Source organism: Xenorhabdus entomophaga (assembly GCF_037996725.1).
In the GTDB taxonomy this organism is placed as follows: domain Bacteria; phylum Pseudomonadota; class Gammaproteobacteria; order Enterobacterales; family Enterobacteriaceae; genus Xenorhabdus; species Xenorhabdus khoisanae.
Window position 1 is genome coordinate 1 of record NZ_JBBMXH010000043.1, and the last position, 14,533, is coordinate 14,533.

A 14,533-nucleotide genomic window follows, 5' to 3' on the forward strand; every position below is an offset into this window, starting at 1 on the left:
TATATGTGGCAGCTCATCAAAAGAGTTAAGATTTTCTTGAATGCCGCTTCAGCAAATAGTTGGAAAGGAATAGGAAATATGAAATTCTCATAATTATGAAAAGTTATATATTTTAATTGAAATAAATAAACCGTTATTTGGAGCTAAAATTCTTAGTGGTGAGTCTTTAGATAAATATCTGACTAAGTATTATCCGTTATCTCGATGGCTTTAATGTTGTCATTTTTCTCTGCAATGGGATGCAATCGAGCAGATTAAAGTTAACTCAGCTCTACGCGTAATAAAAAAAAGGGTAGGCTATCGTGAAGTTATCATTGCATTTTCAGTAATATCTATTGTTTTGATGAAAAATTAACATTTGAGTAAATTTTATATAAACAATTTGAAATCAGCACATTACAGATAGCCCTACATAATGTCGGATAAAATAATTCATTTTATCGAATTATGTAGGGCTATATTTTTCCCTCATATGAGGGTATACTAACGCCCCCGTTTTCATGGATTGAACTTTAAATGATAAGAAAAATACTATTATTATCAGTATTTGCTATGGCCGGTTGCTCTACTGGCAGAATACCGACAGATAATCTTCCGTCACTCAACAATAATGAATTGTGTCGCGCTCTTGGTGAAAACTTTATTGATGGCACTGAATTATTTAAGGTTATGAATGAAGTCTTCGATCGTGTTGGCTCAATAGATATTCAGGAATGCAAAGCTATTGCTAATGAGGTTAAATTTACCGAAATGTCTCTTAGAAATATGCAATGGCAGAATGATATAAATAGAATGAATACTAAGTCCATGGAAGATGCAATAAAAATAATGAAATCACAGAATGGGGTTTAATATTTATGCGCTCTTTATTGAGCGCAAATATAGTTAACTGATTCAATAATATTATGGTTTATTGCTGGCTCTTTTACTCAGTTTTCTGTTCCATTGATAGATGATGGTATTTTTTAATACAGCATGAGCAATGATTCCACCGATCAATCCCCAAAATGCGGAGCTGATTCCCAGTAAATTTGCACCTGATGCTGTAATCAAAAAGCAGATAATGGCAGCATCTCTTGTATATTGATCCTTGATTGCTTGATGCAGACTATTTGTAAAAGTAACAAGGAGTGCTAATCCGGCTAAAATTTTTATTAATGGAATTGGAAAAGCATTGAACAAATAGAAAATGGCTCCGCCAAAAATGCCTGCCAGCAGATAGAAAAAACCGGCACTGACTGCGGCAACATATCGTTTATCCGGATCTGGGTGAACATCTTTTCCCATGCAAATGGCTGCCGTAATAGCGGCAATGCAAATACTGAACCCGCCAAAAGGTGCCAGAATTATTGTCATCAATGATGTCCAAATCAGTAATTTTGATGCACGAGGAGGATATCCCGCCGCCTGTAAGGTGGCAATTCCCGGTGCATTTTGTGATGCCATCGTGACGATAAAAAATGGAATGCCTACGCCAATGAGTGTGGTTGCGCTAAAGTGCGGCATAACAAATTCAGGTATGGAAAATGTGATGTTTCCACTCTCCAAATTTAAATCGCCGCTGAGAACACAGATAATCAAGCCAACTGCCAGCGTCGAGATGATGGCGTATAACGGAAAATAGCGGCGGAAAATTAAGAAAACAAGTAGCATGGCACTACAAAGCCAAAAGTTGACTTGTAGCATTTCAAATGCCTCCAAACCAAAGCGGAGTAATATTCCGGCAAGCATTGCGGCTGCTATAGTATGCGGAATGTAGTTCATTAATTTAGCAAATAGTCCGGTGATACCGCATATCAGCATTAATGCCGAAGCAAAGATAAAAATACCGATGGCTTCGTTAACGGAAGTGTCCGGAAAATTTGTCGCTAATAATGCAATTCCCGGTGTTGACCAAGCCGTTAAAATGGGAGTGCGGTAATAGAGTGACAACCCAATTGTCGTGACCCCCATTCCTACACCGAGCATAACCAGCCAGGCACCAATTTGTGCCGGTTCAACACCGATTGCCGTCACTGCTTGGAGAATTATCGCAACTGAACTAGCATAACCAACTAATACCGCAACAAACCCTGTGATAAGTGTTACTGGTGAGAAATCCCTAAAAAATGATAGCTTAGGCATATGACATTACCTATCGGATGTTATAACGGACGATGGTGAGAATATCATCGTCCGTTATAACGTTCAATCATGAATTTATTCCTTTTGAGAAAGCATCAATGAGTGATATCACATCAAAAATTGCTGAAAAATTTAAATTATTAAGAGCTTCCCGAGGGTTAAGCCTCAGTCAGGCGGCAAAATTGACGGGGGTCAGTAAGGCGATGCTTGGGCAAATTGAACGTGGTCAATCAAGCCCAACGATTTCGACACTGTGGAAAATCGCGACAGGCTTTAATATTGCTTTTTCAACATTTTTAGACGGGGCTGATCCCCAACCTCAGCCTGTATTACACCGGTTTAATACATTACCGATTTTTGAACAGAACAACTCAGGCATGCGTGTAACGCCACTTATACCTTTTGATGACGAACTTTTTACCGATTTGCTCAAAATAGAATTGATATCGGGTGCTTCAAGTGAATCTTCTCCGCATGAATTCGGGGTGATAGAGCATGTTATTGTACTCAGTGGGGAATTAGATCTCCGTCTTAATGACACTTGGCATAAAATTTCAGCGGGTGAATCCATGCGTTTTCATGCGGATTGCCACCATGCTTATGCTAATTCAGGCGATGAAACAGTGGTTATCCATAACCTCATCCACTATCCTCATAATTGATCTATGATGTTGTATATCGTGTTGGCATATGGATTTGCCAACTGATAATGGCTATTAAATCTCCACGAAAGGTTTTTACAAAATGCTTGATAGCCGTTTAATATTTTCCTCAATTTCGGTCGGTGTATGGGCTGCATACCCTAAAAGAACACCTTCTCTTTTATAAGGTTGCATGCAGTATCGTGATAATGGTTGAATGCCCAAACCTATCTGATGACATTTTTTTATTACCTCACTCTCTCTTACTCCATTGAGTAGCCAGCACACTACATGTATTCCTGAATCCGTTGGTTGCACTTTAAATATATGAGGCAAATGTTTTTTAATTGCATTGATTAAAGCTTCATGTCGTTCATAACAAATTTTTCGGATACGGCGAACATGGCGGGCATAATGTCCTTCCGAAATAAATTGGACTAACGCTGCCTGTTCTAAATAGCCAGAATGAGAATCAGTGTAATATTTCATTAATTTAAACGATTCAATTAGTTTTTCAGGAACCACTAAAAATCCCAGACGAAAACCGGGATACATCATTTTTGAAAAAGAACCTGCATAAATTACCCGTTGCTGCTGATCCAATCCTTGAAGTGCCTGAATAGGCTTAGAGAAATAACGGAATTCACTATTATAATCATCTTCAAATATCCAGGCCTGATGTTTAGTTGCCCACTCAAGTAATGTGAGTCGTCGCGATAGGCTTAATGTACTTCCTAATGGAAATTGGTGAGAAGGGGCGGTAAAAATTAGTTTAGCATTCGGCCAATGTTTCATACCATATGAGATATCCATTCCATTTTCATCAGCAATAACAGAACGCACTTTAGCCCCAACAGACGTCAGAATGCCCAATGCTCCATCGTATCCCGGATCATCTAGCCAAACTTCGTCATTTTCCTGAAGAAGAATTCGGGCAGTTAAATTTATTGCCTGTTGAGTTCCATTCACAATAATAATTTGCTCAGCGTGACAATGTAGGCCACGAGTTGAACAAACATAGTGACACAAAATCTCCTTTAGTGCCTGATATCCGGCAGGATCATTAAATTGCCCGAGTTCTTTTCTGGATTGGCGCCATACACGCCCTAATAGCCGACCCCATAGTTCATGAGGAAATAAATCCACACATCCTACATCCACATGAAATATCCGTTTTCCTTTTATATCGGGTCGTGACTTTTGCCACAATGGCACCACATTTTTTATATTCGGATTGAGATTCTCTTTTATTGTAATTTCATGTTTTTTAATTATTTTCTTTGACTTTGCCTGAATTAATTTATCAGGAATCGTGGATGAAACAAAAGTACCCGCTCCCGGACGAGTAACTAAATAGCCTTCGTCAATTAAGCGCTCGAAACCAGATAAAACAGAATTACGGGAAATTGACATCATTTCAGCCAATGCTCTGCTGGAGGGGATTTTTACACCTGCACACAGGCGCCCATATAAAATGGCCTCCCTGATAGCATGATAAACCTGATCTTTAATGCACCCATCTTCCAGTAGAAGATTAGGGAAATGCGAAGATGCTTTTCTCTTCATATAAAAGTGGATCCTAATAAAATAAAAAAAGTGTACCTTATAAAGAACCAGAATAAAGCGTAACATGACTTTACTTCAGCGTCATGTCTGTAATTATCGGTTCTGTATTAAAAAGGAATATAAATATGAATGAAGAGACATTACCTATCTCTATTGAATTAATTTCTCAAGAACACTATGCCCAGTGGTTACCTCACTGGTTGAGTTATCAAGAGTTCTATCAGGCTGAATTAACGGAAGAAACGACACTCAAAACATGGAGCCGTTTTTTTGACGAAAATGAACCCGTTTTTTGTGCAATTTCGAAAGAGGGTGACAGAGTACTCGGATTCGTTCACTATCTTTTCCATCGCTCTACATGGGCTGAAAAAGATTATTGTTATCTGGAAGATCTCTTTGTTGCTACTGATGCACGGGGGCAGCATATCGGTAAGCAACTGATTGAATTTGTTCATCAGGAAGCTAAAAAACAAGAGTGTGCACGTCTGTACTGGCATACACATGAAACAAATCTACGTGCTCAGAGACTCTATAACTGGGTCGCTGAAAAATCTGGCATGATCGAGTACAGAATGCCTTTATAAATATAATTTGAAAAAATTTGTGCAGATTTTCTTATGATTCTCATTCCTGAAGTTTATTATAAATGGAAGGAGTCCTAAGTTTCATTTCTTTACGATCACTTTCAGGAATTAAGTGATCGTAATTTCCAATGAAATTTTCTATTTTTTATTACCTTGAGTGCTTAATGTCTTATATTAGTATGTAATATGGTTTGTATTCCCAGTCTTTAGCATCTATGATTTTTCCCGATTGTGGCTCTATAATTTTAACCTTGAGTTCAGGGGTGATATATATGTTAATGGCATGTGCAGTTTTTTTAGTATTCCCCAATATTATCCCAATTGCATATCCATAAATTTCTTTATCTGAATAGGCCTCTTTGCTGGCTTGTGCTTTGTATACAAGACTAAAATCATCACAATCAAAAACTTGTTTTTTATATGTGAAATTTTCTAGTCCTGATTTTTTGTATATATTTTTCGCTTTTTCGTCTGAAACTAATCTGTAGAATGTATCTACAGTTCGCAGGTTCGCTAAATTGAATTGAATTTTTGGCCAAGTTTTTTTTAGTAAGGTTTTTATGAGTCTTGCTTTAATAAAATGGGGATGCAGAGTAAATAGACTGTATTTCTTATTGGATGCGGTTAGCCAAGTCCATTGCTTAGACTTATCATGGGTATGACTGTACAAAAACATTTCTGTTCCCTGATTATTCCAAATGAGTCTATATTTTCTCATTCCGTCTTCCGTTTTGACATATTCTTTTTTGAGTGATATTCGTTTATCCTCTGGGGAGGAATTAGGAATATCCCAGCATATTTTAGTGGTTTCTTCTGATGTATCATAGGCATACATGAAGAGCCTTTTTCCTTGGTATAAACCTGCCACTCTCATTGGATTCCCGGGTGTTTTCAGAGTCCTCAGTTTTAATATGATAAGGGCATAATAATATTGTTCTGATCCCATATATGCGCGCTTTTTATCATATTCTATATCATCGATACATAATGTACGTTTATGATCATCTATAATTAGATATGAAACGTGAGGATTTATTTTATCTTCGGGAGGTATAGGGTCATTCTCCATGAAAAAAGAAGAGTCATTTTGGGATAGAGAAATTGGATCCTCACTACGATTCATATTTTCTGACTCTGGGAGCGTAGATTTATCTGAATCGGATACGCTGAGTATTTTAATTGTTTTGTCTTTATTTTCCATAACATAGTTACCTTATTTTTTATATTGGTTATCTCAAACACAATCTATAAATTAGTTAAACAAGAGTTATAAATGGAAAACAACAGATTTTATGTTACAAATGAAGTGCTGAGATGATATTCAATTTTTAGTATAGACGTAGTTTGGATACTTCGCCAGAGTGGGGGTGTTTTTTTAACGCCTGTTGGGATAGGCATTAAGTCACCCTATGGTGACTTGTTTAAGTAAGAAAATACGGATGAAAATTTAATATACTAACTGTGAATAACAGTGTTAATTATTTTTTTTCAGTAAATTAGAGTATTCTATTGGTACCCAGGTATACCTTTGTGCATCTTTACGGATATGCCCGATACCCGGAAAAGGTAAATGTGCAGCACCAATTAACCATTTTTCTTTTGAGGCTTTTTTGAAAATAGTTTTACGTGCTTCAACGGCTTTATCATTATTTATATCATATTCTATAGCAACTTCTGGGTGCATAAATTGCACTGAATAGGAGTGAACAATATCCCCCCAAATCAGCATGTTATTTTTACCAGAGTGTAATTTAAATGACGTATGGCCTGGAGTATGGCCAAAAGTTGATATTGCTTCGATACCAGGAATGATGTTATCTCCGCTTTTGAAGGTACGGAATGCGTTTTTAGCAATATAAGGTGCCAGCGCATCTTGGACCATTTTGAAAATAGCACTCTCTCCTTCAGGGGCAGCAGCCATAGTTTCAGGATTTAACCAGTAATCCTTTTCTTCTTGAGAAACGTAGACAACGGCGTTAGGGAATGCCATTTCCCCATCTAAGGAAGCGATACCACAAGCATGATCGGGGTGCAGGTGTGTAAGCAATACTGTTTTTACCTCTTCCGGTGAATAGCCTGCGGCACGGATATTATCCATGGCATTTCCCATCGTAGGGCCAAAACATTTGCTTGAACCCGTATCAATTAATACCAACCCTTCTTTGGTATTGGTGAGGTAGGCATTTACCGCTGTTTGAACGCCATCCTTTCCTTCAACAAGGAACATGCGAGCAAGCAGTGCCTGAATATCTTTTGCTCCAATGTCTTTCAGTAATGTGGAGGGAATATAAATATATCCATCATAAATAGCGGTAACCATGAAATCCCCAACCATTTGATGATAGTAACCCGGTACCTGATTGATGATTTTGTCAGTTGATTTTGCAAAAGCAGTTGGTATTGCTGAAGTTACTACAGTAGTAAGAGCAAGTGTAATAGCAAGGTGGGATGCTTTAAGAATGTTTTTCATTAAATATTCCTGATAAATGAGGATGAAATAATGCCGGCACATTTGTTGATGTCTGTTAGCTTTATTTAAAGAGTTGAATAAAGTTTCCAGATAATTTCTTTTTCAACATCACTCAGCCTACTATTTATTGATTGATTATGGTACGAAAAATAGACTGAGTTATGTTACAAAATATAATTCAAAGTTATTTATTCAGGAACAGGTATCCGTAGAAATTTCGCTGGCGAAATTGTCTGTTGTTTTAACTACAGCGTTTTCATCGACAAAGATCTGAGTTCCCGCTGTCAGGCTGCCAGTGATTTGGGGAATATGGCAGAGAGAAGCAGATGCTCCCATACTTAAATTCACTTTGGCGGAATTGGCACTGAATTTCTGAGCGTTTTTATTAAATACAGCTCCCATTCCCAGAGTAAGGTCAAGGTATTTGGTTTTACCTGCAACATCAATTTTACTACCCATTTCACCTGAAACTGCCAGATTCTCACTATCGACGGCACAAGCATCCACTTGCATTTTCACCCCGGATTTAGTGGATAAACTCTTCAGTGGTTTGTCAGTGTATAGCGTAATTTTAACGCCCGAAGTGAGAAAATTATTTTCTTTAGCCGCCTCGTTAATCAGATTAAGTGTGTCGTTATCATGATTGATATTGAGTTTATTGATGGAAGATTGTGTTCCTTCGGCTTTTAATGAAGGTGTTGCCGCGCATTTTATTGTTAAAGCAATACCATTTTGCGCGTTAACAGAGGTGAAACTCTGCATCTCAATGGTTTTTTCTGCTGCCATTGCGGGAGGTAATGCAGCTCCTGAAATTAATGCTACTAAAATTGCCATTTTTTTCATAAAAGTACCTCTACGAGTAGGGATAATATTTTCAGAGTCTATCTCTGATTAATAGATATGTGATTTTCTAAAGCTTTTCCAAAATAATTGCCCCAGTTCCTTTTTCTCCCAAAATATCATTCGGATTGCGTAAAGGGCAGTCTGTGAGTGAAAGGCAGCCGCAGCCAATACAGCTATTTAAATCATTGCGTAATCGGGTCAATATTTTGATGCGCTTATCCAACATATCACGCCATTGTGAAGAAATTATCTGCCATTGTTCTGCGGTTAAATTACTGTTGGGTGGGAATTGACATAAAACGGCCTGAATTTCTTTAAGAGGGATCCCGGTACTTTGAGCAGCTTTAATAATCGCAAGATAACGCAGGACAGTGGAAGGAAAACGGCGCTGGTTGCCGTGGCTGCGTGAACTTTTGATTAGCCCTTTTGCTTCATAAAAGTGAATCGCTGATATCGCGACTCCACTGCGTTTTGAAACTTCACCAATGGTTAAGGCGCGATTGGAATCAATGTGTTTATTTCTTGCCATCTCTATTGACCCCAAGTTAACTTGAGGTTTTGTCGTGCAACGTTGCTGTGTCTGTCAACTGTCAGGTACTCCCTTATTTTCTGGATTATGAAATTGGTTAGCCATGTAAAGCAATAATGGATTCAATTTCTATTTGTAAATCCGGGTGAATAAGGTTTGAGACTTCAACCAGAGAACAAGAAGGTAAATTGTCATAATTTATTCTGGTAACCACAATCAACTCCTTATCTATTCACATTGAGAGCCTACTTAGATAGGCTCGTTTTGGTGGGATTAAATAATATCTGTTGTAAAAAATTGTACGATCTCGGTTAAATCCAAAGATAAGTAATATTGTGCATGCTCATATTCAAAGTGTTTCTTTAATGAATTATAGTCAATAAATTTTTCCCACATGATGAATGAGCGTGGATTTTCGCTGGATTGTTGGATGGAGAATATTTCACATCCGGGTTCTAAAAGGGTTTTTTGTTGTAGGATTTTCAGTTCTTTTACAACAACACTGAGATCTGCATTTTCTTTGGCTTTAATTTCTGCTGTGACAAAATATCCATTTTTATACATGTATGTTGCCTTAATAAGGTTAGAGCTTATTTTTATTGCATTGAAATAAATAGGATAACGCCAAATAAAATGTTTAATCAAATGATAGTATTATTTGTTTATTATTTCATTGAGTTATGACGAAGCGAAAAAATATTCTTAAATTGTTCGATAGCAGTCTCTTGATTATTGAAATTGATAAAGTATAAGGACTGCCATTTTTGTGTCTGGATGGCCTGCTTTGACATAGGCGATACCCATGACGGGTAAACACGAATGGCTCTTTTGCCTTCTTGAGATTGAATTGAGAAAATCTTTTTTGTTATTAAGGTCTGATAATCAAACAGAAAAATCCCTTTTTGCTTCTCAGAAAACGTGGCTATTAAACAGAAATCAATATCATCACTTTGTTCAAAAGGCATGATGTCTGAATTTGGTGTCGGCCTTTTCCAGAGTGTGACAAATTGGCCTTGTTTATTGGGTGTGATTTTACCCTGGCGAAATACGATCGATTTTCCGTTCAGTTGAAAGCGCATGGCATTATAATCACGGCTTTCTGTTTCACGATAAGGAGTGCTGCCTAGTTGAAGACCTGAAGGGAGCAGGAGGTAGTCTTTAATTTCAGTAAAAATATCGGGGAGGTTATTTTTATTGGGTTTTAATAATGTCAATTTATACCTCTATTAATTCTTATAAATCAGCAAGATAATTGTGCTTCAATGATGGTTTTGGCGTATTTTATACAGAAAAAACACATGATACAGTACATTTTTATTTGAAAAGGAAATAGGGAAAATTGTTATGTGCGATTGCTTGAACAAGATTCAATTTTTTATTTAATGAGTATATTTATGAAACTCTTCGGTTCAGTATCTAGTACCATCATCAATTTATACCTATTCGATATTATCGATACAATTTATAATTTCACTTCAAACGAAATAGCTCCCTGCTTAAAAGAACAGGGAGCCATGCCGGAGAGAACAAACTTAATTAATATAAAGCGTTAGCGCCATACCGGGTTTCATTTCTTTGATTTTGATGTTTTTATTCCAACTCATCAGATCATTAATATTCACGCCGTGGAGTTTAGCGATGCTGAAAAACGAATCACCTTTGCGTACATGATAGGTAACAGGGCTGCTGTTATCTATTTTCAATACCTGTCCAATCTTGAGTCGATGAGCTGTTTTCAAGTTGTTCAATCTTTGCAGCTCTTTATGGGTTGTATTGAAGCGTTTTGCAATCGCTGACAGTGTATCTCCGGCACGAACCTTATATTGGCCTTGTTGCTGTAGCTGGTGAGTGTTGTGAGCGACAGACAGCCGAATATTTTTTAAAACGCTTTCATCAGTCAATGAAGTCTTAAACTGGTTAACGCTCTTTTGCGGCAGCATGATGTAATGCGGTCCATGAGGGGAAGTCATGCCTTGTTTATAACCCGGGTTATATGCCCTGATTGATGACAATGATAACCCAGATAGTTCAGCCGCTTGTGACAACGTTATTTGTTGCCCTACCTCAACCTTAGCCAATGCTTTCTGGTTGTTAGGTTTTGGCAACTGGAAAGCATATTTTTTGTCATGACGGATAATGTTACTCAGCGCCAATATCTTGGGAACGTAGTGCATTGTTTCACGTGGCAGCGACAATGACCAAAAATCAGTTGGCTTTCCTTTTGCCTGATTATCTTTGATTGCGCGTATCACCCGGCCTTCACCACTGTTATAAGCGGCGATGGTGAGTAACCAGTCTCCATTGAACCGCTTGTTCAGATACTCAAGCATATCAAGTGCGACAGCTGTTGAAGCCGCAACATCACGTCGGCCATCGTACCATTTATCCTGCGTCAGGCCGTAATGGCGGCCGGTACTCGGGATAATCTGCCATAAACCCGCCGCCTGGGCATAAGAGGTGGCATGGGGATTAAAAGCACTCTCCACTATGGGCAGCAGAACCAGTTCCATTGGCATATTTCGTTCGTCAAGCTGCTCAACTATCCAATAGATGTACGGTTCTGCCCGTAACGTCACATTTTGGAGATAGCTCTTGTGTTTCAGGTAGTAATTTTGTTGTTCGCGCACCCTGCTGTTATCAGGAATGTCCATCTTCAACTCATCACGGATATGTCCCCACAAATCTTGTTGGGTTGTCGGACTCACCTTCCAGTTTGCAGAATCCTCTGGTTCTGCAATACCGTCTGTTTTCTGATTCGTCGAAGACATCTTCTGTATATGCTGCTGGGAAGGAGTCTTTTGTTGCAGACTCGATTGACAACCGGCAAGCAGAACAGAGGCGAATAAGATCGCTTTTGTCTTCATGTTCTCTTTTGATGTTTGCCTAAAAGGTGAGCGATGATACTGACCAATCACACAGAAGACAACCCAACAAAATTAAAATTGATCTTTATAAGCCCTTAATTGCTGAAAAACAGAAGAAAGTGGCATTGAATTTGGTTTGATACCGATATTTTTTTGTAAATCAATGTGGTGACAATTTAAGAAAACATTGATTTTTTTCTCTGTTTGTAAAGTTGTGGGAACGGTTGCCTGATGATTTTCACGTAACTTAATTATCTTTTTAGCATAATCATGAATAGCTTGATTTTCAGGTAATACTGTCTTTGCAAATACCATATTTGCCGCGGTATATTCATGAGCACAACAGATCAATGTGTCATCGGGTAACGATGAAATTTTCTCAAGGGAAGAGAACATCTGCTCGGCTGTACCTTCAAATAATCGTCCGCAACCGCCAGAAAAGAGCGTGTCCCCACAAAATAGATAGGGGGCCTGATAGAATGCAATGTGGCCAAGTGTATGTCCCGGCAGTTCCATGATACGGAAAGAAAACCGTTTGATCTCAATCAGGTCATTATCGTGAACAATATGGGTTGCCCCCTTGTTTTGTGTTTCTTCAGGACCATATACAGGTAATCCGGGATGTTTTATGAGCAGGCCCGGCACACCACCAACATGATCATGGTGATGATGTGTCAGCAGTATCGCCACAGGAATAAGTTGATTTGCTGCTAGAATGTCAGTGACAGACTGTGATTCTGCGGGGTCGATAATGACACAATGCTTGTCTTCATCACAAAGTAACCAAATGTAGTTATCTGAAAGGGCAGGGATCCTGATAAGCTCCATTGTATGCCTCATTTTCGTAGTAGGTTTATCATAGATTGAAAGGAAGATGACATGCGTTCAGCACGTTCGAACAAACAAATACCCCTTCCTGTTTCTTGGGTTGAGTTACCGTGGGGAGAATATTACCGCGTTGCTCTGGAACGTCAATTGGAACTGTGGTGGCCAAAAATGTTCGGCTTTCATTTATTGAAAGTCGGCAACTTAAGTGCGGAAATTGACAGCCGTTCCTGTCTGATAAGTCATCAAGTCAACATCGGATTACAGGGGGAAAAGATGAATGTGATAACTGATCCCCATTACCTTCCTTTTGCAACTAAATCTGTTGATGCTTGCTTGTTGGCACATATGCTGACTTATAGCATTGATCCTCATTGGTTGTTGAGAGAAGTGGATAGAGTGATGATCGATGATGGTTGGTTGATTATCAGCGGTTTTAACCCGCTAAGTGTATTAGGGGTAAGAAAAATAGTTGCGCCCATCTGCCGTTGGCAGCCTTGCCATGCCCAAATGTTTTCTATGTTTCGCCAATTGGATTGGCTTCGCCTTTTAAACTATGAAATTGTTCATCATGCCAATTTTCATGTTTTGCCATGGCAAAGTGGAGGGCGTTTTTATAACTCAATGGAATTGATGTTCGGATGTTTGAGTGTCATTATTGCCCGCAAGCGGACAATCCCCCTGACGTTAAATCCAATGCGGGCAAGGTTGTTGAAACCGAAATTCAGTAATGCGTTAGGGGCGGTGAAAAATTTTCACCGACGCTATTAATTAACGGGTTAATTTTCACTTTCGATATAGCCGTTATCGGGTTGAGTCGGGCTATTAGCGGCTGTGCGGGCAAGTTCATCACATAACTCATTTTCCCGATGTCCTGCATGGCCTTTAACCCACTTCCAGTCAACATCATGATGAGAGATGGCTTCATCGAGTCGCAGCCAGAGATCAACATTGATAACAGGAGACTTATCTGCTTTTTTCCAGCCCCGTTTTTTCCAGTTGTGGATCCATTGGGTGATTCCCTGACGTACATATTGGCTGTCAGTTGTCAGGATAACGGTGCAGGGGTGTTTGAGGGCTTCAAGCCCGGCAATGGCGGCCATTAACTCCATGCGATTATTGGTCGTGCGGAAATAACCTTTGCTCAGCATTTTTTCAGTCTGTTGGTAACGGAGCAGAACACCGTATCCTCCGGGGCCGGGATTACCGAGGCAAGAACCATCGGTGAAAATTTCTACCTGTTTGTTCATCTTTGGTAGACTCTTCCTATATCATCTTTAATCAAAACTCTAAGTCTGACACAAAAAAACACTATGAGCACTGCAATTACCCGCCAAATCGTTCTCGATACCGAAACAACAGGTATGAATAAGTTAGGTGTTCACTATGAGGGACACAACATTATTGAAATTGGGGCAGTGGAAGTGATTAACCGCCGTCTGACGGGGCGTCATTTTCATATTTACATTGAACCGGAACGTTTGGTTGATCCGGAAGCGTTTGAAGTTCACGGCATTAGTGATGAGTTTTTGCAGGGTAAACCGAAATTTGCCGATATTGCTGATGAATTTATTGAATTTATTCGTGGGGCTGAATTGATTATCCATAACGCAACGTTTGATATCGGCTTTATGGATTATGAGTTCGGTAAACTGAAACGGGATATTCCCCCGACTGCGGACTTCTGTACGATCACTGATAGCCTAATATTGGCAAGGCAGCTTTTCCCCGGCAAGCGCAATAACCTTGATGCCTTGTGTGACCGCTACCATATCGATAATTCAAAACGTACTCTCCACGGGGCATTGCTTGATGCCGAGATTCTGGCTGATGTTTATCTGGCGATGACCGGCGGCCAGACATCATTGGCGTTTTCGATGGAAGGGGAAGTTTCAGGTAGTTCCCAGGTTACAGACATCCAGAAAATTACGCGTCCTCAGGCTGGCCTGAGAGTTGTCTACGCTTCTGATGAGGAATTAATTCAACATGAATCCCGTCTGGATTTAGTGGAAAAGAAAGGGGGAAGCTGTCTTTGGCGTTCAAAACCTGAACAATTGCATTGATAAAACAGTAGCAAGATGGGAAAA

The 14,533-nt window shown here is 39.1% G+C and carries 16 protein-coding genes; 5 read left to right on the forward strand and 11 right to left on the reverse strand.

The features are described from left to right. Positions 1-516: 516 nt before the first annotated feature. The gene (locus AAC854_RS10650; RefSeq protein ID WP_340617079.1) at positions 517-852 is read left to right on the forward strand and encodes a hypothetical protein; all 336 of its coding nucleotides are present in this window, start codon (positions 517-519) and stop codon (positions 850-852) included. Positions 853-903: 51 nt separating this feature from the next. Here AAC854_RS10650 and AAC854_RS10655 read toward each other — a convergent pair whose 3' ends face one another. After that, a complete protein-coding gene (locus tag AAC854_RS10655; protein ID WP_340617080.1) occupies positions 904-2,124 on the reverse strand; it encodes a benzoate/H(+) symporter BenE family transporter in 1,221 nt (406 codons plus the stop codon). 98 nt (positions 2,125-2,222) lie between these two features. On the opposite strand from AAC854_RS10655, the gene AAC854_RS10660 reads away from it, so the two are divergent. After that, positions 2,223-2,786, forward strand: a complete 564-nt coding sequence (locus AAC854_RS10660) for a helix-turn-helix domain-containing protein (RefSeq protein ID WP_340617081.1) — start codon at positions 2,223-2,225, stop codon at positions 2,784-2,786. Positions 2,787-2,861: 75 nt separating this feature from the next. Here the strand turns inward: AAC854_RS10660 and pdxR are convergent, their stop codons facing one another. After that, entirely contained in the window at positions 2,862-4,331 is a 1,470-nt protein-coding gene (pdxR, locus tag AAC854_RS10665) for a MocR-like pyridoxine biosynthesis transcription factor PdxR (RefSeq protein WP_340617082.1), read from the reverse strand. Between the two features lie 125 nt (positions 4,332-4,456). Between pdxR and AAC854_RS10670 the strand changes: the two genes are divergently transcribed. Beyond that, complete coding sequence (locus AAC854_RS10670; RefSeq protein ID WP_340617083.1) at positions 4,457-4,915, forward strand: GNAT family N-acetyltransferase; 459 nt, start codon at positions 4,457-4,459, stop codon at positions 4,913-4,915. 169 nt (positions 4,916-5,084) lie between these two features. On the opposite strand, the gene AAC854_RS10675 is transcribed toward AAC854_RS10670, so the two are convergent. From AAC854_RS10675 to gloB, 8 genes are all read right to left on the reverse strand, one after another. Then, positions 5,085-6,116 carry a lectin MOA-related protein gene (locus tag AAC854_RS10675; RefSeq protein ID WP_340617084.1) on the reverse strand — a complete coding sequence of 344 codons (1,032 nt, stop codon included), beginning with the start codon at positions 6,114-6,116 and terminating at the stop codon, positions 5,085-5,087. Between the two features lie 273 nt (positions 6,117-6,389). Then, complete coding sequence (locus tag AAC854_RS10680; RefSeq protein ID WP_340617085.1) at positions 6,390-7,385, reverse strand: MBL fold metallo-hydrolase; 996 nt, start codon at positions 7,383-7,385, stop codon at positions 6,390-6,392. Between the two features lie 192 nt (positions 7,386-7,577). Further along, positions 7,578-8,228, reverse strand: coding sequence for a GIN domain-containing protein (locus AAC854_RS10685; protein ID WP_340617086.1), 651 nt, complete (start codon positions 8,226-8,228; stop codon positions 7,578-7,580). 67 nt (positions 8,229-8,295) lie between these two features. Continuing rightward, a complete protein-coding gene (gene soxR, locus AAC854_RS10690; protein ID WP_340617087.1) occupies positions 8,296-8,757 on the reverse strand; it encodes a redox-sensitive transcriptional activator SoxR in 462 nt (153 codons plus the stop codon). A 273-nt stretch (positions 8,758-9,030) separates the two neighbouring features. Then, the gene (locus tag AAC854_RS10700; RefSeq protein WP_340617088.1) at positions 9,031-9,321 is read right to left on the reverse strand and encodes a putative quinol monooxygenase; all 291 of its coding nucleotides are present in this window, start codon (positions 9,319-9,321) and stop codon (positions 9,031-9,033) included. Between the two features lie 101 nt (positions 9,322-9,422). Next, positions 9,423-9,971: a MepB family protein gene (locus AAC854_RS10705; RefSeq protein ID WP_340617089.1), complete on the reverse strand. Its 549-nt coding sequence runs from the start codon at positions 9,969-9,971 to the stop codon at positions 9,423-9,425. A 318-nt stretch (positions 9,972-10,289) separates the two neighbouring features. Beyond that, positions 10,290-11,621, reverse strand: a complete 1,332-nt coding sequence (gene mltD / locus AAC854_RS10710; RefSeq protein WP_340617090.1) for a murein transglycosylase D — start codon at positions 11,619-11,621, stop codon at positions 10,290-10,292. A gap of 72 nt (positions 11,622-11,693) precedes the next feature. Then, the gene (gene gloB / locus AAC854_RS10715; RefSeq protein ID WP_340617091.1) at positions 11,694-12,449 is read right to left on the reverse strand and encodes a hydroxyacylglutathione hydrolase; all 756 of its coding nucleotides are present in this window, start codon (positions 12,447-12,449) and stop codon (positions 11,694-11,696) included. Positions 12,450-12,500: 51 nt separating this feature from the next. On the opposite strand from gloB, the gene AAC854_RS10720 reads away from it, so the two are divergent. Then, positions 12,501-13,217: a methyltransferase domain-containing protein gene (locus tag AAC854_RS10720; RefSeq protein ID WP_340617092.1), complete on the forward strand. Its 717-nt coding sequence runs from the start codon at positions 12,501-12,503 to the stop codon at positions 13,215-13,217. A gap of 8 nt (positions 13,218-13,225) precedes the next feature. Here the strand turns inward: AAC854_RS10720 and rnhA are convergent, their stop codons facing one another. Continuing rightward, a complete protein-coding gene (gene rnhA / locus AAC854_RS10725) occupies positions 13,226-13,696 on the reverse strand; it encodes a ribonuclease HI (RefSeq protein ID WP_340617093.1) in 471 nt (156 codons plus the stop codon). A gap of 63 nt (positions 13,697-13,759) precedes the next feature. On the opposite strand from rnhA, the gene dnaQ reads away from it, so the two are divergent. Continuing rightward, complete coding sequence (gene dnaQ / locus AAC854_RS10730) at positions 13,760-14,509, forward strand: DNA polymerase III subunit epsilon (RefSeq protein ID WP_340617094.1); 750 nt, start codon at positions 13,760-13,762, stop codon at positions 14,507-14,509. Positions 14,510-14,533: the final 24 nt, after the last annotated feature.

Bases quoted from the DNA above. Each gene is read 5' to 3' on its own strand.
- AAC854_RS10650 (WP_340617079.1), top strand. From the start codon at position 517: ATGATAAGAAAAATACTATTATTATCAGTATTTGCTATGGCCGGTTGC.
- AAC854_RS10655 (WP_340617080.1), bottom strand. From the start codon at position 2,124: ATGCCTAAGCTATCATTTTTTAGGGATTTCTCACCAGTAACACTTATC.
- AAC854_RS10660 (WP_340617081.1), top strand. From the start codon at position 2,223: ATGAGTGATATCACATCAAAAATTGCTGAAAAATTTAAATTATTAAGA.
- pdxR (WP_340617082.1), bottom strand. From the start codon at position 4,331: ATGAAGAGAAAAGCATCTTCGCATTTCCCTAATCTTCTACTGGAAGAT.
- AAC854_RS10670 (WP_340617083.1), top strand. From the start codon at position 4,457: ATGAATGAAGAGACATTACCTATCTCTATTGAATTAATTTCTCAAGAA.
- AAC854_RS10675 (WP_340617084.1), bottom strand. From the start codon at position 6,116: ATGGAAAATAAAGACAAAACAATTAAAATACTCAGCGTATCCGATTCA.
- AAC854_RS10680 (WP_340617085.1), bottom strand. From the start codon at position 7,385: ATGAAAAACATTCTTAAAGCATCCCACCTTGCTATTACACTTGCTCTT.
- AAC854_RS10685 (WP_340617086.1), bottom strand. From the start codon at position 8,228: ATGAAAAAAATGGCAATTTTAGTAGCATTAATTTCAGGAGCTGCATTA.
- soxR (WP_340617087.1), bottom strand. From the start codon at position 8,757: ATGGCAAGAAATAAACACATTGATTCCAATCGCGCCTTAACCATTGGT.
- AAC854_RS10700 (WP_340617088.1), bottom strand. From the start codon at position 9,321: ATGTATAAAAATGGATATTTTGTCACAGCAGAAATTAAAGCCAAAGAA.
- mltD (WP_340617090.1), bottom strand. From the start codon at position 11,621: ATGAAGACAAAAGCGATCTTATTCGCCTCTGTTCTGCTTGCCGGTTGT.
- gloB (WP_340617091.1), bottom strand. From the start codon at position 12,449: ATGGAGCTTATCAGGATCCCTGCCCTTTCAGATAACTACATTTGGTTA.
- AAC854_RS10720 (WP_340617092.1), top strand. From the start codon at position 12,501: ATGCGTTCAGCACGTTCGAACAAACAAATACCCCTTCCTGTTTCTTGG.
- rnhA (WP_340617093.1), bottom strand. From the start codon at position 13,696: ATGAACAAACAGGTAGAAATTTTCACCGATGGTTCTTGCCTCGGTAAT.
- dnaQ (WP_340617094.1), top strand. From the start codon at position 13,760: ATGAGCACTGCAATTACCCGCCAAATCGTTCTCGATACCGAAACAACA.